19 protein-coding genes are annotated in these 21,718 nt (G+C 45.1%); 8 read left to right on the top strand and 11 right to left on the bottom strand.

Annotated features, from left to right (window positions below; genetic code table 11):
- Positions 1–416: 416 nt before the first annotated feature.
- The 6 genes from fre to trxA all read right to left on the bottom strand — a co-directional run bounded on the left by fre (position 417) and on the right by trxA (position 6,247).
- Complete coding sequence (gene fre, locus ELZ11_RS23430) at positions 417–1,130, bottom strand: NAD(P)H-flavin reductase (RefSeq protein WP_137359797.1); 714 nt, start codon at positions 1,128–1,130, stop codon at positions 417–419.
- Between the two features lie 23 nt (positions 1,131–1,153).
- The gene (locus ELZ11_RS23425; protein ID WP_137359796.1) at positions 1,154–1,423 is read right to left on the bottom strand and encodes a 2Fe-2S iron-sulfur cluster-binding protein; all 270 of its coding nucleotides are present in this window, start codon (positions 1,421–1,423) and stop codon (positions 1,154–1,156) included.
- The gene (ubiD, locus tag ELZ11_RS23420) at positions 1,420–3,264 is read right to left on the bottom strand and encodes a 4-hydroxy-3-polyprenylbenzoate decarboxylase (protein ID WP_137359795.1); all 1,845 of its coding nucleotides are present in this window, start codon (positions 3,262–3,264) and stop codon (positions 1,420–1,422) included. The genes ELZ11_RS23425 and ubiD overlap by 4 nt, the downstream gene beginning before the upstream one ends.
- A 96-nt stretch (positions 3,265–3,360) precedes the next feature.
- On the bottom strand, positions 3,361–4,353 hold the full coding sequence (locus ELZ11_RS23415) for a hypothetical protein (protein WP_137359794.1): 993 nt from the start codon (positions 4,351–4,353) through the stop codon (positions 3,361–3,363).
- 108 nt (positions 4,354–4,461) lie between these two features.
- Complete coding sequence (gene rho, locus ELZ11_RS23410; protein ID WP_137359799.1) at positions 4,462–5,721, bottom strand: transcription termination factor Rho; 1,260 nt, start codon at positions 5,719–5,721, stop codon at positions 4,462–4,464.
- Between the two features lie 199 nt (positions 5,722–5,920).
- Positions 5,921–6,247: a thioredoxin TrxA gene (gene trxA, locus ELZ11_RS23405; protein WP_010440700.1), complete on the bottom strand. Its 327-nt coding sequence runs from the start codon at positions 6,245–6,247 to the stop codon at positions 5,921–5,923.
- A 112-nt stretch (positions 6,248–6,359) separates the two neighbouring features.
- Here trxA and rhlB point away from each other — a divergent pair, with 112 nt between their 5' ends.
- The 3 genes from rhlB to ELZ11_RS23390 all read left to right on the top strand — a co-directional run bounded on the left by rhlB (position 6,360) and on the right by ELZ11_RS23390 (position 10,822).
- Positions 6,360–7,670, top strand: coding sequence for an ATP-dependent RNA helicase RhlB (rhlB, locus tag ELZ11_RS23400; protein ID WP_137359793.1), 1,311 nt, complete (start codon positions 6,360–6,362; stop codon positions 7,668–7,670).
- Positions 7,671–7,676: 6 nt separating this feature from the next.
- Positions 7,677–9,170 carry a guanosine-5'-triphosphate,3'-diphosphate diphosphatase gene (gene gppA, locus ELZ11_RS23395; protein ID WP_137359792.1) on the top strand — a complete coding sequence of 498 codons (1,494 nt, stop codon included), beginning with the start codon at positions 7,677–7,679 and terminating at the stop codon, positions 9,168–9,170.
- 170 nt (positions 9,171–9,340) lie between these two features.
- Positions 9,341–10,822: a winged helix-turn-helix domain-containing protein gene (locus ELZ11_RS23390; RefSeq protein WP_137359791.1), complete on the top strand. Its 1,482-nt coding sequence runs from the start codon at positions 9,341–9,343 to the stop codon at positions 10,820–10,822.
- On the opposite strand, the gene ELZ11_RS23385 is transcribed toward ELZ11_RS23390, so the two are convergent.
- Both ELZ11_RS23385 and ELZ11_RS23380 read right to left on the bottom strand, forming a co-directional pair.
- A complete protein-coding gene (locus tag ELZ11_RS23385) occupies positions 10,806–11,561 on the bottom strand; it encodes a TerC family protein (RefSeq protein ID WP_137359790.1) in 756 nt (251 codons plus the stop codon). The two genes, ELZ11_RS23390 and ELZ11_RS23385, sit on opposite strands and share 17 nt — an antisense overlap.
- Before the next feature lie 11 nt (positions 11,562–11,572).
- A complete protein-coding gene (locus tag ELZ11_RS23380) occupies positions 11,573–12,211 on the bottom strand; it encodes a MarC family protein (RefSeq protein WP_137359789.1) in 639 nt (212 codons plus the stop codon).
- Positions 12,212–12,582: 371 nt separating this feature from the next.
- Between ELZ11_RS23380 and ELZ11_RS23375 the strand changes: the two genes are divergently transcribed.
- On the top strand, positions 12,583–13,155 hold the full coding sequence (locus ELZ11_RS23375) for a mechanosensitive ion channel family protein (RefSeq protein ID WP_137359788.1): 573 nt from the start codon (positions 12,583–12,585) through the stop codon (positions 13,153–13,155).
- 82 nt (positions 13,156–13,237) lie between these two features.
- On the opposite strand, the gene ELZ11_RS23370 is transcribed toward ELZ11_RS23375, so the two are convergent.
- The 3 genes from ELZ11_RS23370 to recQ form a co-directional block, all read right to left on the bottom strand.
- The gene (locus ELZ11_RS23370; RefSeq protein WP_137359787.1) at positions 13,238–13,909 is read right to left on the bottom strand and encodes a 7-cyano-7-deazaguanine/7-aminomethyl-7-deazaguanine transporter; all 672 of its coding nucleotides are present in this window, start codon (positions 13,907–13,909) and stop codon (positions 13,238–13,240) included.
- Between the two features lie 211 nt (positions 13,910–14,120).
- Positions 14,121–14,432: a DUF3630 family protein gene (locus tag ELZ11_RS23365; RefSeq protein WP_137359786.1), complete on the bottom strand. Its 312-nt coding sequence runs from the start codon at positions 14,430–14,432 to the stop codon at positions 14,121–14,123.
- Between the two features lie 41 nt (positions 14,433–14,473).
- On the bottom strand, positions 14,474–16,312 hold the full coding sequence (gene recQ, locus ELZ11_RS23360) for an ATP-dependent DNA helicase RecQ (protein ID WP_137359785.1): 1,839 nt from the start codon (positions 16,310–16,312) through the stop codon (positions 14,474–14,476).
- A 179-nt stretch (positions 16,313–16,491) separates the two neighbouring features.
- Between recQ and rarD the strand changes: the two genes are divergently transcribed.
- From rarD to ggt, 4 genes are all read left to right on the top strand, one after another.
- Positions 16,492–17,397: an EamA family transporter RarD gene (gene rarD / locus ELZ11_RS23355; protein ID WP_137359784.1), complete on the top strand. Its 906-nt coding sequence runs from the start codon at positions 16,492–16,494 to the stop codon at positions 17,395–17,397.
- Between the two features lie 347 nt (positions 17,398–17,744).
- Positions 17,745–18,539 (top strand): helix-turn-helix transcriptional regulator, encoded by a 795-nt coding sequence (locus ELZ11_RS23350; protein WP_137359783.1) that lies wholly within the window; start codon positions 17,745–17,747, stop codon positions 18,537–18,539.
- 73 nt (positions 18,540–18,612) lie between these two features.
- Complete coding sequence (locus tag ELZ11_RS23345) at positions 18,613–19,275, top strand: LysE family translocator (protein WP_137359782.1); 663 nt, start codon at positions 18,613–18,615, stop codon at positions 19,273–19,275.
- 91 nt (positions 19,276–19,366) lie between these two features.
- On the top strand, positions 19,367–21,124 hold the full coding sequence (gene ggt / locus ELZ11_RS23340; RefSeq protein ID WP_137359781.1) for a gamma-glutamyltransferase: 1,758 nt from the start codon (positions 19,367–19,369) through the stop codon (positions 21,122–21,124).
- The last annotated feature ends 594 nt before the right edge of the window (positions 21,125–21,718 follow it).

Genomic DNA, 21,718 nt, shown 5'->3' with positions numbered 1-21,718 from the left:
GTGCCAAGACCGAAGTCTTGATTGGTCACTCAGTTCATTGAAACCAAAGTGATTCCTAAGAATCAATTTTTGATATTCATCAACGAGTGCCCACACAGATTGATAGGTTTAAATTGTTAAAGAGCTTGCTTTTCGAAGTTTTCTTCTCAAAGCGGACGGTCATTCTAGCGAGATAATTATCAGTGTCAAACACTTTTTAAAAATTAAATTACTTAGTGATTCCGTCGACTGATTTTAGCCTAAAGCCTTATTGGCTATACCTCGTCAGTGAGGCGGCATTATAGAGATGCGATGAGTGTTGGCAACCCCTTTTTATGAAAAAGGTCATAAATAAAGGTCGTTCGATTACTTGTTAACCAAAAACAGAAAAAGAGTGCTTTCGCACTCTTTATTAGCATAAGAATTCGATTACATTCTTAGATAAATGCATACGCATCAGCGTACATGTGATCACTTTTCGCTTGTTTGTTCTGAGTAAACATCTCACGCGCAGCGCCCGCCATCTCAAATCTACCAGCGATATAAATATCGTAATCAGCAAGTGAGTCAAAGTCTTCACTTATCGCTTGAAGTACATTACCTGTTTTGCCTTGCCAGTTAGTCGGCGCTTCTTCTACTACAGGTACAAAATGTACGTTGGCGTGTTTCGCAGCAATATCCGCTAGTTCAGCTTGTGCATAAAGTTGACGCTCGTCTTTTCCGCCCCAGTATAGGTAAATCGTATTCTGTTTACTTTGTGCAATACAGTGATCCAAAATTGAACGAACATAGCTAAAGCCTGTACCACCAGCAATAAGCAGTAGCGGACGCTCACTTTCTTCTTGGATCCAAGCATCACCATGCGGGGCATCAATTGCGATCTCGCCATCTTCAGCCAGTGCTAGTTTCATTGCTTCAACTACTTCGATTGCATACGCATTATGCTCAGCGGCACCGATGTGCAATTCCAACTCACCTTCGTGGCGACATGGGCTACTCGCAATCGAGAATGGACGCTTATCTTTCTCACCCATTTCTACCATTAAGTACTGACCCGCTTTAAACGTCACTGGGCTTTCTGGGTGAAGCAAGATTTGGTAAGTATTACAAGCCAATGGTTCAATCGACTTCACTTTACATTTAATAGTCATTTTCTTCCTCTCCCTAAGCGCTGCTAATCGGCAAACGTTAGGACTATATTACTTTCTGCAAATGCTTGGCATGGAAATATCCAACCTTGGGCTTGCTCTTTCTCTGTAAGCATAGGCTCCAAATGGTAATTCACACTGCCTTCTAATTTTTTACACATGCACATGGCACATGCTCCGACTTGGCAACGGTGAGGAAAGTTAATATTGCTGTTGAGCGCAGCATCCAACACTGTTTGCCCTTTTTTAACGTCAAAGGTGATATTTTCAGGGTATAAGACTACTTGGTAGCTCATTGGATTCCTAGTTTCTCCCAAATGCTATCGATTTTATCGACAACTTTCGGATCTTTCTTAATTGGAATTCCCCATTCTCTTAACGCTTCACCTTCTAACTTATTCGTCGCATCTAAGCCCATTTTAGAATGGCTAGATTCGCTCTTTTTAAACACGGTATCGCGTGCAGGATCCATTCGAGTTGTTACTGCCCAGATAATGTCGTTCCAGTCGCTCGCATTAACGTCTTCATCGCACACGATAACGAATTTATTCTCTTCAAATAATGACCATATCGCTTCCATTACTTTCTTTCCTTGGCCTATCGATGTTTTCTCAATAGTTACAATGACCATTTCCGCGGAATCATTAGGCAAATGGATAGAAATGATTTCTGGCTGATCAACTTTGAGCTGGTTAACCACATTCTCTCGTTCGGCCATCGTCGATGCTTGGAAAGTTTCTGTTGTCGGTGTTAAGGCGAGTTCTGCGTCCCACTTTTTAGTAACGTCTAAACCCATTTTTGAGCCCAATCCGACGACAGGAGAAGCAAAGTCTAATGAATCGATTGGAGTATTCTCAATCATCACCGTATCGCGCATTGGATCCATGCGGGATGCCATCGCTTTTGTAACCTCTCCCCAATCTCGGGCGTTCACGTCATCGTCACAAACAATCACGAACTTGGTATACATGAACTGGCGTAAGAAAGACCATACTCCCATCATCACGCGTTTTGCATGACCAGGATATTGTTTCTTCATCGTTACCACTGCCATTCGATATGAACAGCCTTCAGGTGGTAGATAGAAGTCTTCTATTTCCGGGAACTGCTTTTGCAAGATAGGTACGAACACTTCATTGAGTGCAACGCCCAATACTGCAGGTTCATCAGGTGGACGACCGGTATAAGTACTGTGATAAATCGGATTCTCACGCATCGTAATATGCGTGACCGTAAATACATGGTGCTTTTCTTTTTCGTTGTAATAACCCGTATGGTCGCCATAAGGACCTTCATCGGCGAATTCATTCGGATCGATGTATCCTTCCATCACAATCTCAGCACTCGCTGGCACTTCCAAGTCATTACTGATCGACTTCACCACCTCAGTTTTGCTACCACGCAGCAAACCTGCGAACGCATATTCCGATAATGTATCAGGAACTGGCGTAACCGCGCCTAATATTGTTGCTGGGTCAGCGCCAAATGCGACCGATACTGGAAATGGCTTACCCGGATTGATTTCCATCCATTCACGTAAGTCTAAAGCACCACCGCGATGAGCAAGCCAGCGCATGATGACCTTGTTCTTAGCGATTTTCTGCTGGCGGTAAATACCTAAATTTTGGCGTTTCTTGTTCGGACCACGAGTAACGGTTAAGCCCCACGTCAATAGAGGTGCAACATCATCAGCCCAACAGCTCATCACCGGAATTTTATCTAAATCAACTTGATCACCTTCCCATACCACTTGCTGACATGCCGCTTTACGCAACCTTTTTGCCGGCATATTCAAAACCTGTTTGAAAACTGGGATTTTATCGATCGCGTCTTTAAAGCCTTTTGGTGGCTCAGGCTCTTTGAGGTACGCAAGTAGTTTGCCGACTTCCCTTAGTTCTTTAACTTCTTGACGTCCCATACCAATCGCAACGCGATCCGGCGTACCAAATAAGTTGGTTAGAACGGGGACGTCATAGCCAATAGGGTTTTCAAACAATAAAGCCGGACCACCAGCACGTAATGTACGATCACTGATCTCGGTCATCTCATAATGTGGGTCAACAGGGTGAGCAATGCGCTTTAACTGACCAATGCTTTCTAAATGGTCAATGAAGTCACGTAAATCCTTAAAACTCATAGGCCTACTAAATGGCTGGTTAATCTGCACGCAGTATAACAAAAAGGGGAACTGTGCGGTCCCCCTTTTTGTTAAGGTTATTTTCAATCATGTTAATTATGGCAATACTTTCTCGATCAAGCTTCCTTTCACTTGCGGATTATCGTTGACCAAATCTTGTAGCCAACTGCTATGTCCTTGCTTAGCCAATTCTCTAGCGACAAGAGGCGCTTCATCAGCCAGTGCCATTCGAGTGATCAAGAAAGATTTCACCTCTTCCGACAGAGGGTGTACTTTGGTGAGTAGCGTAATCGCATCGTCTTTTAGGCTTGGATTTTTAGTAGCCGCCATGACTTGCTCTAGAGCAAAGGAAGTATTCGATTGTGCTAAACGCTCTAATTCGCTTTGGCTATTAAAATCGGCTTTCATCCGCCATAGCATTTGATACACCTCAGGGTCTTCACTGACTTGAGCAAGGCGCACCATTACTTGAGTGGATGGTAGCCAACTCACAACATTACTTTGAGTTAATTGCTTAGACAGATAATTTACAGCTTCAGGCGACAAGCTATCTAACTCTCTTATGAATAACGCTTCGCGGGCTTGTACCTGATGTTCAGCACCAGATAACCATTCTTGCAAAACCAGTTCATGCCTTTCTGCTTGAAGGACAAATGCCAAAATCGTTTGGTCACGATGCCATTGTTTAATCAAGCGACTAGCGATAGCCTGGTAATTAAATGCTGGCACGGTAAATTCATAGCCATCGCCTCGCTCCAAAACTTGGTAAGTTGGAGTCAAAGACAATTGTTGCTCTACAAATATGGCCATCTTAGGAGTCAGAGCGAAATTTTGCTGCTCTAATTTAGAAAGGAGTTGGTAACGGGCGACCTCTTGCTGAGGAAAAGACAAGCGCTGCAGCGCAAAACGAAGTGAGTCCACTTCATCTTGAACAACGAACTCCAATAGTTCTGAAGTCTTTGCTTGTACTTGTTCATTCTCTAGCCATTGCTCAACTGTGTAAGTCGACATTTCTGTGGCAGCCGCCGGTACGGTTGCAAACAATAGTGACGTAGACAGGAGTAATGACGACAACATTCCTTGTTGCATTTTAACGTCCCGATAACATTTCTATCTATACTGCAAGTTCAGCTGAAAAATTGCAAATAAAAACGCCACCCGAAGGTGGCGTTGAGATATTCATCATTCCAGAAAGAATTATTGACGGCGCATTGCGTCAAAGAACTCATCGTTGGTCTTGGTCATCGCTAGCTTGTCGATTAGGAATTCCATTGCATCGATTTCGCCCATTGGGTGAACAATCTTGCGTAGGATCCACATCTTCTGTAGCTCATCGTTCTTAGTCAGTAGCTCTTCACGACGAGTACCTGAGCGATTGAAGTCAATGGCAGGGAATACACGCTTTTCAGCAATCTTACGATTTAGGTGCAGTTCCATGTTACCTGTACCTTTAAATTCTTCGTAGATAACTTCATCCATCTTAGAACCAGTATCAACCAGAGCTGTCGCGATGATAGTCAAGCTACCGCCTTCTTCAACATTACGAGCCGCACCGAAGAAACGCTTAGGACGGTGTAGAGCATTCGCGTCGACACCACCAGTTAGTACTTTACCTGATGAAGGCACTACCGTGTTGTATGCACGCGCTAGACGAGTGATAGAGTCCAGAAGGATAACCACGTCTTTCTTGTGTTCAACAAGGCGTTTCGCTTTCTCGATTACCATTTCTGCTACTTGTACGTGGCGAGATGCTGGCTCATCGAATGTAGAAGCAACAACTTCACCTTTCACTAGGCGTTGCATTTCTGTTACTTCTTCTGGACGCTCATCGATAAGTAGAACCATTAGTTCACATTCAGGGTGATTGTGAGCGATGCTTTGTGCGATGTTTTGAAGAAGCATCGTTTTACCCGCTTTTGGCGGTGCAACGATAAGACCACGTTGGCCTTTACCAATTGGTGATGCTAAATCCAAGATACGTGCAGTGATGTCTTCAGTTGCACCGTTACCGCGCTCCATAACCATACGTTCGTTGGCATGCAGAGGAGTCAGGTTTTCAAAAAGAATCTTGTTACGTGCGTTGTCTGGCTTGTCGTGGTTTACCGTGTTTACTTTAAGCAGAGCAAAGTAACGTTCGCCATCTTTTGGTGGGCGAATCTTTCCGGCAATCGAATCACCAGTACGCAGGTTAAAACGACGAATCTGACTTGGTGATACATAAATATCATCAGGACCTGCTAAATACGAGCTGTCTGCGCTACGTAAGAAACCAAAACCGTCTTGCAGAATTTCCAGAACCCCATCGCCAAAAATGTCTTCACCACTTTTTGCATGTGCTTTAAGGATGGAGAAGATGATGTCTTGCTTTCTCAAACGCGCTAGGTTTTCAAGGCCTAAGCTTTCGCCAAGTTTCACAAGTTCAGACACAGGTCTGTTCTTCAATTCGGTAAGGTTCATTGTGGTGGATGCTTGTTTAGTCAAAATAAGATCTGTTTTCTAGTTAAGAGGGATTTGGTCACAGGATCGACCAAGAAGAGAAATTTGTTCAATTAACGTGCGATAAATTATCACTAATTATTAGCCTAGTCTAGAGTTTGAAAAAAACAAAACCGCGCATTTGTTAACTGCACGGTTTCTTTTTCAATCACTGACCTAATTATAGGTTTGCGTCTAGGAACTCTTTTAATTGAGTTTTAGACAATGCACCAACTTTAGTTGCTGCTACACCGCCATCTTTAAAAAGAAGCAATGTTGGAATACCGCGGATACCAAACTTTGGTGGAGTACCTGCGTTTTGGTCGATATTCAGTTTACCGATAGTGAGTTTGCCTTCGTACTCGTCCGCGATTTCATCAAGAATCGGTGCAATCATCTTACATGGTCCACACCATTCTGCCCAAAAATCAACAAGAACTGGGCCTGCAGCATTGATTACATCGTTATCAAAACCGTCATCAGTCAGCTGCAAAATCTTATCACTCATCTTCCACTCCAATGTGTTTTTTCTGAACTGGTTGGATGATAACCAGTAAATAGATGCCCTATTGGAATGTATTTACTTTCGTATTGCAAGCTTAAGCTGATATTCTATAGCAATGAAAAAGACGCATATCACAGAGCAAAAGTTCGCCGATTTGGATTTAAACACCCAAGTCATTGAAGGATTGGAGAAAAAAGGGTTCGAATATTGTACCCCGATCCAAGCCTTGGCGTTGCCGGTACTGCTCACCGGCCAAGATATCGCAGGCCAGGCCCAAACGGGTACTGGTAAAACGTTAGCGTTTTTAACTGCTACTTTTAACCATTTGCTGAAAACGCCAGCGCATGAAGGGCGTAAGCCTAATCAGCCACGTGCGATTATTATGGCACCAACTCGCGAACTGGCGATTCAGATCTTTAACGATGCTGAACCACTCATCGCGAGCACAGGTATCAAGGCAGCCCTAGCGTACGGTGGCGAAAGCTACGACAAGCAGCTAGGTAAGATCGAATCTGGCGTAGACGTACTGATCGGTACGACTGGCCGCATTATCGATTTTTACAAGCAAAAGGTATTTAACCTTAACCACATTCAAGCTGTGGTACTGGATGAAGCGGATCGCATGTTCGATCTTGGTTTCATTAAAGACATCCGCTTCTTGTTCCGTCGTATGCCTGAACCACAAGACCGCCTGAACATGCTGTTCTCTGCAACTTTGTCTTACCGCGTTCAAGAATTGGCATTCGAACACATGCATAACCCAGAGCACGTGGTCGTAGAACCAGAGCGTAAAACGGGTCACCGCATCCAAGAAGAGCTGTTCTACCCTTCAAACGAACACAAAATGTCACTGCTTCAAACGTTGATTGAAGAAGAATGGCCAGATCGCGCGATCATTTTTGCTAACACTAAGCACAAATGTGAATCTGTTTGGGGTCACCTAGCGGCTGACGGCCACCGTGTTGGCTTGCTAACAGGCGACGTTCCTCAGAAGAAACGTGAAAAGATTCTTGAGCAATTCACCAAAGGCGATGTTGATCTACTCGTTGCAACCGACGTAGCTGCACGTGGTCTACATATTCCTCAAGTAACGCACGTATTCAACTTTGACCTACCGGACGACTGCGAAGATTACGTTCACCGTATCGGCCGTACTGGTCGTGCTGGCGCAAGTGGTCACTCAATTAGCTTCGCATGTGAAGATTACGCGATTAACCTTCCACCTATCGAAGAGTACATTGAGCACGCAATCCCAGTATCGGATTACGACTCTTCTGCACTAATTGAAGATTTACCAGCACCACTACGCATGCGTTCACGTAACCCACAACAGCGTCGCTCAAACAATGGCGGCTCTCGTAATGGAAACCGTAAACCGCATCAAAATCGTCGCCCTCGTCAGCCACGTCATAACAAGGAAGCTTAGTCGTCTATGAGTCAAACAGTGTCATCTCCGCTTTACGCCGCCATCGACCTCGGGTCGAACAGTTTCCATATGCTCGTTGTGCGTCATATCGATGGTAGCGTTCAAACCATGGCCAAGATTAAGCGCAAAGTCCGCTTAGCCGCAGGCTTAGATGAAGACAATGCACTTAGCCTAGACGCGATGCAACGCGGTTGGGACTGTTTGAGTCTATTTGCAGAACGACTACAAGATATTCCGAAAGAAAATATCCGCATTGTCGGTACAGCGACCCTACGTACTGCCACTAATGTGGATATTTTTCTTGCCAAAGCGAACCAAATTCTTGGTTACGACATTAATGTGATTTCCGGCGAAGAAGAAGCCGCGACAATTTATAAAGGTGTAGCGCACACATCTGGTGGCAGTGGCCGCCGTTTAGTTGTCGATATTGGCGGTGCCAGTACCGAAATGATCATTGGTGAGGGGTTTGAAGCAAAAGCCTTAACCAGCTTAAAAATGGGCTGTGTGACTTGGCTTGAGCGCCACTTTAAAGATCGCCAGTTAAACGCCAGTAACTTTGATAACGCAATCGAAGCGGCAAAAGCGACCTTAACGCCTATTCTAGACAATTACACTCAACTCGGTTGGGATGTTTGCGTAGGCGCAAGTGGTACGGTGCAAGCACTACAAGAAATCATGCTTGCCCAAGGTATGGACGAAGTTATTACCCATGCCAAATTAAAACGTTTACAAAAACAAGCCATGCTTGCCGAGCGTTTGGAAGAATTGGATATCGATGGCTTAACACTAGAGAGAGCCTTAGTGTTCCCAAGTGGGCTATCGATCCTGATTGCGATTTTTGAATTACTCGAAATTGATTCAATGACGCTCGCTGGCGGTGCACTGCGTGAAGGTCTGGCCTATGAAATGGTTGATGAGCTTCGCCAAGATGATATTCGTGCCCGTACGATAGCAAGTGTCCAATCTCGCTATCAAATGGATACCGAATACGGCGAGCAAGCCGCTCAGTTAGCACTGAACTTATTCAATCAGGCTGGCGCTGAAGAGTGGGTTGCCGAACCACAAGCTAGCGTGTTACTGCAAACCGCAGCCAAACTGCATGAAATTGGATTAACTATCGATTTTAAGAAGGGTGGCGAGCATAGTGCGTACTTACTACAAAACTTGGATTTACCTGGGTTTACTCGCGCACAAAAGCATTACTTGGGCGAATTAGCACGTCGCTACCGAGAGCAGTTAACTTCTCTTCCAGAGCAGCACGCTGTTTCTGGCAATAGCAGTAAGCGAATTCTGCGCCTGTTACGTCTAGCGATTTTATTAAGCCATCGCCGTAACCCAGCACTAGAACCGCAAGTTCAGCTGACAGCAGAAGGTGATAAGCTCACCTTAATCATCGCCAAACAATGGTTAGAGGCGAACCCTCTTACCGCCGCTGAATTAGAAATAGAGGCAAACCGCCAAAGCGACATAGGTTGGCCACTATCGATTTCAGCGCAGTAATATAATTAAGCCCTCCTATGAGGGCTTTTTACTGCCCATAGAAAATAGCCCTTAATCTCTCAAATATAATCACTGCCCCTCCTAAAGCCTGTGCTATGAGCTAAAGTAAATACAATAAAATCATCTAATTAAGTTTATTTAGCTGTAGGATTTGCAAGGAGAGTGAGGGAATGGTCGACAAGCGTACTTGTTATAGCATTGATGAATGGTCATTCGTACCTAACGAAGGCCAAGTCATCTTTGCCACCAAAACCATTAGCCTTGATAAACGCCTCAGCCGATTGCTGGATTTTTTATGTCAGCACCCACAACAAACTCATACTCGAGACGAACTGATCGACCATGTTTGGAATGGTATGATTTTAACCGACCAAGTGGTTACACAAGCGGTATTTGAGCTGCGCAAAGTCCTCAAACAACATTCGACGAGCAACAGTAGCTATATCGTCACAGTCCCTAAGCGCGGATATAAATTTGAAGCCGAGGTGCTCCGAACCCAACTCGGTTCAGGCGAGCCAACTTTAGAAGACAATACCCACCCTATCGAGCCGAACACCGGTTCAATTAGCCACTCACCCACTACGACTGAACAAAATGACAACCAAACCGATCACCGAAAAACCACCAAGCGTCGGTATTCCATGATCGCTCTACTTGCCGCAATCGTGACATTAGAGTCCGGCTATATCTTGTACTCTGCGAGCCAAAAGCCAACCTCCATAATGGATAACGCGGATATTCGCCATTTTGAATCACGTTATGTGGTGCTAGAGCTCAGCGAAGACATTGAAAACGACCCACTACTGTTTGGTATCGTCACTAAATTTATTGAGTATGTCGGTATCTACAGCAATATTCGCATCGTGCACAGTGAGCCTTTACAGCGCATTGCGGCAATCAACCTTAAGTTTGGTACGAGCCCAAGTCGAGATGGCCAACATACACGCTTAACCATGCGTTATCACAACAACGTTTCTAACCAATCGCATCTCAGCCGTCGTTATTCCACGGAATTATCATCACTGCATCAAACACTCTACAGTATGATCGATGACATGCTCACCGCTCTGTATACCGATATCCCACAAGCTGAGCTATCTGAGCTGATCTCTCAGCTACCGACCAACAACGAAGCGTTGCGGCATACCTTGATTGGGCTCGGAATTTTATACAACCGCTCCGACCTTGATCTCGCCTTTGAACACATTAGCAAGGCCAAAGCGCTCGCGCCCGATAATGATTTTGTCTATGTAGCCCATTATGTGGGAGAAGTGATCAATGCTTTTTACTCTGGAGCCCCTGATACCAAAACCTTTATCGCTCAAATCAACCAAGCGCACCGAGCCAGATTAGAGGCTCTATTGGAACAAGGCACCATACCGAGAGCATATGACGCTAACGCGATTGTGGCTCTATCGGAAGATGACCCAGAGCGTGCGATGCGGATATTAAGGGAGATGCCAAGGCAGTACCAATCGATACTCACCTATTTGCTACTAGCCAAAGCAGAAGAATCACGCGGTAATTCAGGGGCCGCTAAAGAGCTTTACCTCAAAGCGACACAAAGTAATTCCTCACTTAAAGCCATTCGCTTTGCGTCCCCCCTATTTTTTGACAGTAACCTTGAGCCACTCCTTAAAGAATTGGAGTAGCAGACGGATCTCTTTCCAAACAAGAACTCGTATTGTGCTGGTTTTTCTTTTGTTGCCGCTCAAATAAAATGTGACAAATTTCAAGTGTCAGACCAAAGGCAAGAACGACGTAGGTGTAGCTTTTATCTATGTGTAAGCCAATACCTTCCACCACCAGCAACCCACCAAGTAGAATCAAAAACAGCAATGCCAGCAGTTTTAGCCCAGGGTAAGCAGCAATGGTTAATTGAATCTTTTCTGCCAACGCCAACATGAAGATCGCTGAAATCACAATTGCCGCCACGATAATCTCAATGCTATGCACCAAAGCAACCGCGGTAATCACTGAATCAAAAGAAAACACCACATCTATAGCGATAATTTGTAATACGATCATCGTTAGGCTGGTGCTTAACGCACTTTGTTGAACATGCCCTTTCGATAGCAGCCAACTGGCGAGCTCATTAAAACTTTTAATCAGCAGGAATGCACCGCCACCCAATAGAATCAAATCTTTTCCAGAAAGACTCCACACCCAAAGCGTCACCAAAGGTTTGGTCAATGACATAAGCCAAGTAACTGAGAGCACCAAACCTATTCGAGAGATGACCGCCAAGCCTATGCCAAGGTTACGGACCTTTCGTTGCAAGTGCAGAGGCAGTTTCTCGACCAAAATAGAAATAAAAATGATGTTGTCGACACCAAGAATGACTTCAAGCAGCAACAAGGTACTGAACGAGACTAAATAATCTAAATACATGAATGCTTCCCCTATCGGCTGTGCTCAACTACAAAGCCAGCTAAACCGTTCAGTAAGTTATTGAGCGCCACTGCCGATAAAATCAGCCCCATCACTCGACTAATAATTTGGGCACCTGCGTTACCTATTACCTTGTGTACCTTTTTTGCTCCTAATAACAGCAGCAGTGTTGCCCCCATGACAATCACCAACACGACGCCCGTGATCAGTTGCTCAAAGAAAGAAAAACGATAGTTATCGGTCAACATCACCACAGCCATCATCGCGCCCGGAGACGCAATAGAAGGCATAGCCAAGGGATATACCGCTAAATCCGCTAGCCGAGATCGGCACAGCTCTTCTTCCACCAACTTCTGCTCTTGCTCTGGCTTACTTTCACCAAAAATCATCGTTAGAGAAAACAGCAGGAGAACCAAACCACCTGCGGCTTGAAACACAGGCAGAGAGATATTCATGGTTTCTAATAACACTTGCCCGACAAGTAAGAAGAACAGCAGCACACCGAACGCGAACCCGACCGCTTTGACAGCCAGTTGCCGGCTTTGGCTTTCACTAAGAGGTTTAGTTTGAGTGAGATAGATGGGCACCGAACCAACAGGGTCGACCACTGCCCACAACATAATAAATTGAGTAACGAATAACGTGAGCATCAGAACCGACGCCCCTCTGTTATTTCAACGATGTTTATAGAGAGTTGCACCTGACGCTTTCGCCAGTTCAAGATACAAACGCAGAGTAATTTGACAGTAAAAAATGACATGAATAATCCAGCCTCATATTGAAAGGCCGGCTATTCTACAAACTTCATTGAACGCCACATCAGCAAAGGCTCATCGATAGATAAAAAGGATATCAAGAAAATATAAAACATTAACTTTCAATAATTTAAAAGCAACATTACGCTTGTAAGGCGTAGTAAATCATTTGATTGAAAGTCGAGTATTATCAATTGATAAGTATTTGCTGATGTGACGAGCAGTGTCTTAAGAAACAATACGCCTTCGATTTAAGTGAGGTCATCATGGCGCATTACATAGACACAACATTCAACACATTAAGACAATACGACTTACTTCTAGCCTTACTGTTCGTCGCAGCCTATTGGCTACTTAAACGCTCCACTGAAAGAGCGATTACTTCGTTAGCGGCTAAAAAGTCCGTCGATGGCACGCGAACCGCTTTCATCAAACGCTGTTTTAGCATTCTCTATTTTGGGTTCTTGTTTGCGGTGTATCTCATCGTCAGCGGTATTGGTTATGGCAACTTTTCTATTTTTATCTCATCGGTCTTTACTGTCATAGGCGTGGGATTTATCGCGCAGTGGTCGATTCTGAGCAATATCACCGCCAGCTTTCTGATCTTTTTTGTCTTTCCATATCGAATAGGAGACGCCATCATTGTGGCTGATGGTGAGGGCATTGAAGGGAAGATTTTGGACATCAGAATGTTCCACACGCTGATTAAACACCCAGAAGGGAACGTGATCACTTATCCAAATTCATTGTTGCTGCAAAAAAGCGTAACTAAGGTGATGCCTAAAGCCAATCACAGTCAGGGTTCATTATCGAAACGAATACGCAGGAGAAAGCGCTAGGAAGAAGAATATGGAGAGGATAGTTTTGAGTCACCTTCTCACCGACGCTAGTAACGGGGTAAGAAGGTGACTCAAAAAGAAGCTAGGCTTTAACGCCTGTCGCTTTAAAGTTTGGATTCACGGCGGTGATTTTCTTAACGATATAGTTGAGAAGCACACCATACATAGGAACAAATAGACCTAAACTGATCACCAACTTAAAGCCATAATCCACCAGCGCGATTTCTGTCCAGTGCTCCGCCATAAACGGATCCGGGCTTTGGTAGAACGCAATCGCAAAGAAAGCGATCGTGTCTAACGCATTACCGAATAAGGTCGAGCAAGTCGGTGCGACCCACCATTGCTTTAACTGACGTAAACGGTTGAAAACATGCACATCTAAGATTTGGCCAAGTAGGTATGCCATGAAGCTTGCCGCTGCGATACGAGCAACAAACAAGTTAAATTCACCTAACTGACTGAAACCTTGGAACTGCCCTTCAAAGAACACCACAGACAGCAGATAAGACACCGCCAGTGCAGGTAACATCACTAAGAAAATGATTTTACGAGCCAATTGCGCGCCAAAAATACGCACAGTTAAATCTGTCGCTAAGAAAATGAATGGGAAGGTGAAAGCACCCCAAGTGGTATGCATACCGAAGATGGTAAAAGGAAGTTGAACCAAATAATTGCTCGACGCAATGATGATTAAATGGAACAAAACTAAAAGTGCTAGGGCTTTGCGCTGTTGCGCAGGGGTAAAGTTACTCATGCTGTACCTTTTTAGTTTGGTTTGGGGGTGAGGGAACCCAAATCGAGTTAATTGTTCAAGTGTTGAACAATGCTCTTACCAATAATGTGAAAAACTACGTATAAAATAAAATCGCTCACTTGAGCGGCGAGCGATTATACATTAATCAATTTTAGCTGCAACGAGAGGAATAGACGCAATCGTTTTTCAGAACAATTATCTGAAGATAAACTTAAAATCCACGCTGGAATAACTGCGCTAAGTAATCGAACTCTTCTCTACTCTCATCCACATTCAGAGATTCAAACCAAATCGATTCACTGTAGTGTTCGGATTTCAAAAACATGCGGCAACCTTCAAAATCGATCAACCATGAATGCATATCTGCATCCCATTGCTTCTCAACCACAGACGCCGACAGCAAAGCCACAAGTTTATCGCCCAATACTTCATAAGAATCAAAGTCGAAGCTTGGTGAAGTGATCAACAAGCGCCCTTCTTCTGCTAAGTAATCGCGTAAGCCAAATTCTGTTTGTGTCGTCATTTCCGTATTAACCTTTATTGTATTTTTTGTGGGCTAAGAGCTTAACCTTGGGTAGTAATGTGTTCTTGAATGAGATCGAGGAACGGATCTGCGTACTTGTCGAGCTTACGTTGGCCGACACCATTCACTGCCAGCATTTCGCCGTACGAAGTCGGTAACATCTCTGCCATATCTATTAGTGTGGCGTCACTGAACACCACATACGGTGGAAGCCCATCTTCATCTGCAATCGACTTACGCAGTTTACGCAGCTTAGCAAACAGCTTCTTGTCGTAGTTTTTACTGGTCAGTTTATCGGCTTTCGCACTGCGGGCTGCGGTATCGAGACGCGGCACCGCTAACTCTAATGACATGTCTCCGCGCAATAACGGACGTGCTTCTTCAGTCAGTTGCAAGGTAGAGTTACGAGTGATGTTTTGAAACAGCAAGCCTTTATGGATTAACTGACGGAAAATACTGATCCAATAATCATGGCTGTGGTCGCGTCCAATACCATAAGTAGAGAGCTTATCGTGGCCATTGTCGCGTACACGAATGTTCTGCATACCGCGCATCACCTCCACAACGTAGCCCATACCGAAGGATTGATTCACTCGGTACACACAAGACAGCGCCTTCTGAGCTTCTTCAGTCGCATCAAAGTGTTTCGGTGGATCCAAGCAGATATCACAGTTGCCGCAAGGCTTGTCACGGTATTCACCAAAGTAGTTCAACAACACTTGGCGGCGACAAGTTTGCGCTTCAGCAAATGCGCTCATCGCATTAAGCTTATGCATTTCTACTTGCTTCTGCGGGCCTTCTTCTTTTTCATCCAACATGCGGCGCAACCAGCCCATATCGGCAGGATCGAATAACATCATGGCTTCAGCTGGCAGGCCATCACGCCCTGCTCTGCCCGTTTCTTGATAGTAAGATTCGATATTACGTGGAATATCAAAGTGCACCACAAAGCGCACGTTAGGCTTGTTGATGCCCATACCGAAAGCCACTGTCGCCACAACAATTTGAATATCATCACGCTGAAACGCTTCTTGCACGTATGCTCGCTCGTCAGTATCCATACCAGCGTGATAACCCGCCGCACGAATACCGTTGTTGCACAGCTTTTCGGTCACCATTTCCACTTTCTTACGGCTGCCACAATAAATGATGCCGCAATTGCCTTTCTGCGTTTCTAAATAACGAACGACTTGTGAAACAGGCTTGTGCTTTTCGACTAGGTTGTAACGAATATTTGGGCGATCAAAGCTGCCAAGGTGAGTGTGCGGATCCACCAGCTGCAAACGCTGCATGATATCTTTACGTGTCGCATCATCTGCGGTGGCCGTTAACGCCATGTAAGGAACATGAGGAAAGAACTGCTTAAGCTGGCCTAATGACGCGTACTCAGGGCGGAAATCATGGCCCCACTGAGAAATACAGTGCGCTTCATCAACAGCGATCATTGATAACGGTAAACCCTGTAAGCGCTCAATAAAGTCACGCATTAATACTCGTTCTGGCGATACATACACCATTTTAAGCTGACCTGAGTTCATGCGATTGAATACCGAAATCAGCTCTTCTCGTGGCATAGATGAATTAATGCACTCCGCCGCAACACCATTGGCCTTCAATTGATCGACTTGGTCTTTCATTAAAGAAATCAAAGGTGAGATCACTAAAGTTAACCCTTCACGCACCAAAGCAGGGATTTGGTAACACAACGATTTACCACCACCGGTTGGCATGATCACTAAACTATCTTGGCCAGCTACCGCTAACTCAATCACCTCTTGCTGACCGTCGCGAAAACTTTGATACCCAAACACATCTTCTAAGATGTTCTGCGCATCATTCGCGGGAGTTGGTGTTTGCTCAGCAATCAAAGTGGCGGTCATTATCAATCCTAATCAGGTATAAATTTAGCGAGCTTAGTCGGCAAGCAAGGCGACACATTGTAGAGGGGAATGATGGTGAATTAAACCGCAAATTGTTAGGTGAAAAGGCTTAACGCTCCTATACTGACCAACTCTCTTGTAAATCTTATTAATAAGCACCCTGTGCTAGAGAAAGTTGCATGACACCTGAAGAACAACAACGTACACGCCAAGGGATTCTGCTTGCGATTGGCGCATACACCATGTGGGGAATCGCCCCTATATATTTCAAGTCTTTAGCAGAAGTTTCGCCGCTCGAAATTCTCAGCCATCGAGTGGTATGGTCATTCTTCCTACTGGCTTTCTTACTGCACATTGGCCGTAGCTGGCGCAATGTCCGAGACACACTGACCTCGAAACCTAAAATGCTCTACTTAGTGTCGACGTCTTTGTTAGTCGGCGTAAACTGGCTGATCTTCATTTGGGCGGTCAACGCCAACCATATGCTCGACGCGAGCCTTGGGTATTACATCAACCCGCTCATCAATGTTCTGCTGGGGATGGTGTTCCTTGGAGAGCGATTACGGAAACTGCAATGGTTCGCGGTCAGTTTGGCGGCTATTGGAGTACTGGTACAGCTGATCGCCTTTGGCTCAGTGCCGATTGTCGCAATTGGCCTAGCATTTAGCTTTGGTTTTTATGGTCTACTACGTAAGAAAGTGGGCTTAGAAGCACAAACCGGATTGTTTATTGAGACCTTAGTGATGCTGCCAGCAGCGTTGATCTATTTGATGTTTATAGCCGACAGTGCCACCTCAAGCTTTGCTAACAATCCAATGCAGCTCAACCTGCTGCTCGTAGCGGCTGGCATAGTCACGACCTTACCACTATTGTGTTTTACTGGCGCAGCAACTCGCTTAAAGCTATCGACACTGGGTTTTTTCCAATACATCGGCCCAAGCTTAATGTTCTTGTTGGCAGTCTTGATCTACGGAGAAGCATTCACCGCAGACAAAGCCATTACCTTTGCCTTCATCTGGGGCGCTCTGGTGGTATTTAGTTTCGATGGTTTGAAGAACAATCGCAAATCAAAGCGCAGCGCATAACCGCTAAACAGCCAGTAACAAACTCAGCCTGACTAGCAATAGTCAGGCTTTTTTATACCTTCAAACTGCGCCGCTCTTTTCATCAAACCAAACAACCATCTTTGACTTCCAAAAAGCACTATCAAAGCGTATTCACTACCAGCTTGCCCAACCTTTAGCCCTTCCACGCTAAAATCCCCCTCAGAGAATGAAAGAACACCAATTCACCTTTAGAGAAGGTAGTGCAGGGCTTTGAGAGTTGCGATGACCACTGATTTGCCGAGTAAGTGATCGTTTTTTACAAGACAATACCGGCAGACGAATATAAGCTTGGCTAAATTGATGATTATTTAGCCAAGCTTTTGTTTATGGATAACGTCCACTATTACTCTACTGATTCTGCAGAACTCAGCCTGATCCAAGCTCATTACCAAGAGTTTGCCTTTCAGCGCCACTACCATCTGGATTTTCACATCGGCTTAATCACTCAAGGGCAGCAAAAGTTCATCCACCAAGGTACTCGTCATCATGTCGGCCAAGGAGAAATCGTTATAATGCCGCCCGACGAGCTGCATGATGGCCATTCGTACCTCCCAAAAGGCTATCAAGTTCAGGTATTTACGATCCAACCACAATGGTTAAGCGATCTCGCAGATCTCAAACAAAATGGGCAAACAATCAGCTTTAACCAGTTGATCATCTCCGATCCTGCTGTATTTTTACATCTTGATAACTTACACCAATCACTTCGTCAAAAAAACGTCAGCCAACTCGCGAAAGATTGCCTTCCTTTTGAAGGATTTAGCCACCTGATCAACCGATATGGATCCTTCAAACCAACAGCCAGTACCGCTCTCGGCAGTCAGTCGATCACGCAGTTAAAAGACTATTTGTTAGCGAACCTCGACCAAGCAGTACGTTTAGAGCAACTTTCTGAACTTTGCCAACTTAGCCCGACACAATTTCAGCGCCACTTTAAGCAGAAAATGGGGATCACTCCTTATGCCTGGTTAACTCGATTACGGATGGAACAGAGCATGCAGTTAATTAAGTCGGGCGTGTGTGGTACAGACGTCGCTCTACAAGTTGGTTTCTACGATCAAGCGCATTTCTCTAAAGCATTCAAAGCAACCTATGGCGTTGTACCTTCAAGGATCAATTGAATGTTGATAATTTACAATGTGCCAAATCGAAAACGCGGTAAGCTACCGCCAACTGAACTTTTGAGAACTGACTATGAATGAAGTCACAATATTAATTACCCTTGCCTCAATCCATTTCATTGCTTTGATGAGCCCAGGGCCTGACTTTGCGCTAGTGGTACAAAATGCCACACGCTACGGTCGTCAAACCGGTTTGTACATTGCACTTGGCCTGTCGTTTGGCATTTTGCTTCATTCACTATTGAGCCTGACGGGCATTAGCTACCTCGTCCACCAGCAGCCGACTATTTTCGCTTTATTGCAATTTTCCGGAGGCAGTTACTTGCTGTATCTCGGCTATGGCGCTCTAAAATCGACTTGGCATACCATTCATCATCATGACGACGATGATATTCCTGCCGATTCAACGGATCTGATTCTGACGAACAAACGCGAAGCTTTCTCAAAAGGGTTCGCCACTAATATCCTCAACCCGAAAGCCTTAGTGTTCTTTATCAGTTTAATGTCGAGCTTAGTCCCTGCGGATATGTCGCTAACCGGCAAAGGGATCGCGCTATTGATCTTATTTGGTTTATCACTCTTTTGGTTCTCGCTGCTCGCTTGGGTGTTATCCACCAAAACACTCCAAAAAAAGCTCCACGAAGCAACGGTTTACATCGATGGCTTATGTGGCGTGGTGTTTGCTTTCATCGGGGCTAGTATTCTTTGGCAATCGACTTCAGCACTCCTATTTTAATTTCGAATCAAGATTACAAATAGTTAACATGACACTGGCTATCTGACCTTTCCACTGCCAATCTAGCTCTGCATATTAAAAGGAGAAGATCATGCAGTGGAAAACAAAACTAACAACCCTCGCCACTTCTACCCTACTTTTTGCCTCTCACGTCAGTTGGGCAAATCAAGCTGCCGATTCCGTCGCACCCGAACAAAGTAGTGGTCTGGAAACCAAACAACTCGTTAAAGCCGATGACTGGATGGTCACTGCTGCTAACCCTTTAGCCACTCAGGCTGGTGCTGATGTACTTGCTCGTGGTGGTAACGCTATTGACGCCATGGTTGCTGTACAGCTGATGCTTGGCTTAGTTGAACCGCAGTCGTCCGGTATTGGCGGTGGCGCGTTCCTTGTTTATTTTGATGGGAAGGACAAACAGCTTAAGACCTACGATGGCCGCGAAACCGCGCCACTTGCTGCCACCCCACGTCTGTTCCAAGATGAAAACGGTCAACCGCTTAAGTTTTATGATGCCGTGGTTGGCGGTCGTTCTGTTGCTACACCTGGCACCGTACAACTGCTGTGGGATACTCACCAGAAATACGGAAAGTTAGAATGGGCATCACTGATCAAGCCTATTGCTCAGTTAGCTGAGAAAGGTTTTACCATCAGTCCACGTTTAGCTACCTTGATTGAAAATGATCAAGAGCGACTAAGCCGCTTTGCCACTACCAAAGCCTACTTCTTTAACACCGATGGCAGCCCGAAAACGGCAGGTACACTACTTAAGAACCCTGAATACGCCGCTACGTTAAACGCTATTTCAAAGGATGGTGCAAAGGCGTTCTACCAAGGTGAGATTTCTGCCGACATCATCAATACCGTGCAGACAGCAAAAGGCAACCCGGGCGTACTGGCACAAAAAGATTTCGATATTTACACCATCAAGCAACGCGAACCGGTTTGTTCGGCTTATGAGAGCTACGATATCTGTGGCATGGGGCCGCCAAGCTCTGGTGCATTAACTGTTGGCCAGATTTTAGCGATGACCGAGCAGTTCGACCTCAAATCATGGGGGCCAAACGACGCTAAATCTTGGCAAGTGTTAGCAGACGCTTCTCGCCTAGCCTTTGCAGACCGTGGAATGTATATGGCCGATCAAGATTACGTGCCAATGCCAACACAAGGGTTAGTTGATCCGAACTACCTTAAGCAGCGCGCCCAATTGATTACTGCTGGTAAAGCCCTTCCTTCTGTGTCTGCTGGTGAGCCACCATGGAGCTATGCGCAGCAACGTAGCCCTGATATTTCGATTGAGCTTCCATCCACCAGCCATTTCAATATCGTAGATAGCGACGGCAATGTCGTCTCGATGACGACAACAATAGAAAATGCTTTTGGCTCGCGCCTGATGGTTAGGGGCTTTTTACTCAATAACGAGCTCACCGACTTTTCGTTCAAAACTCACAACAATGGTAAACCTATCGCGAACCGCCTAGAACCAGGCAAGCGACCACGTTCATCGATGGCGCCAACGATCATCATGCAAGATGATAAGCCTTATATGGCGATTGGTTCTCCAGGTGGCAGCCGAATCATCGGCTATGTCGCACAAGCGATCATTGCTCATACGCAATGGGACATGGATATCCAGCAAGCCATCAACCAACCGCACTTCTTAAACCGCTTCGGCACACTAGATTTGGAAAAAGGAACTCAGGCGGAACAATTTAAACCAGAGCTCGAAAAAATGGGCTTCGATGTCAATGTTCGCGACTTAAACTCTGGTTTGCATGCTATCCGCATAACCAAAGACGGATTAGAGGGAGCAGCAGATCCCCGCCGAGAAGGAGCTGCAATTGGGCAATAAGCACATTTGCCCTTTTTACTCATTAGCTTGTGCGAGATCTCTTACAAGCTAGTGAGTAAATATCGATAATTCATTAAGAAAACAAACAGAAAAAACACATAAAGCATTGATATATAATAGTTCGTACAATTTACATGCAAATAATTATGTAGAAATGCTGCCTCAAGCCATTGCCGATAAATTAGAGATGGGTAATATGAATGGTGTCGGAAGGATGCTGACACGGAACAGGAAATACCACGGACTTGGTTATCTTCAGGATGAAGATTCGATTGCTCAGGATGAATAATCGGCACGGAAAGCGAATGGACATTGAATGGACGCAATAGTGACTAGGATGGTTACTACTAAGGAAAGACAATGGACACCTCTGGACGAGGAAAGGACTGAACATCAGGATGATGTAAAGGACACCGCTCAAGGAACAAGTGACGCGCGCTAACGAGGATTGTTGGCAGATCAGGATAAGATCAAGGACACCGCTAGGAAGGCGACGAAAGGAATACGCTGAAGGATAACAGCACACTATCATGGATTTGATGCATGGAGCACTTATAGTAGCCGGATTGCTGCGAGTAAGACTACAGACCCCGA

It is taken from the genome of Vibrio profundi (assembly GCF_005281835.1).
Classification (GTDB): domain Bacteria; phylum Pseudomonadota; class Gammaproteobacteria; order Enterobacterales; family Vibrionaceae; genus Vibrio; species Vibrio profundi.
Note: the sequence above shows the minus strand (reverse complement) of the source record. Positions and strands in the feature narration are given on the sequence as shown.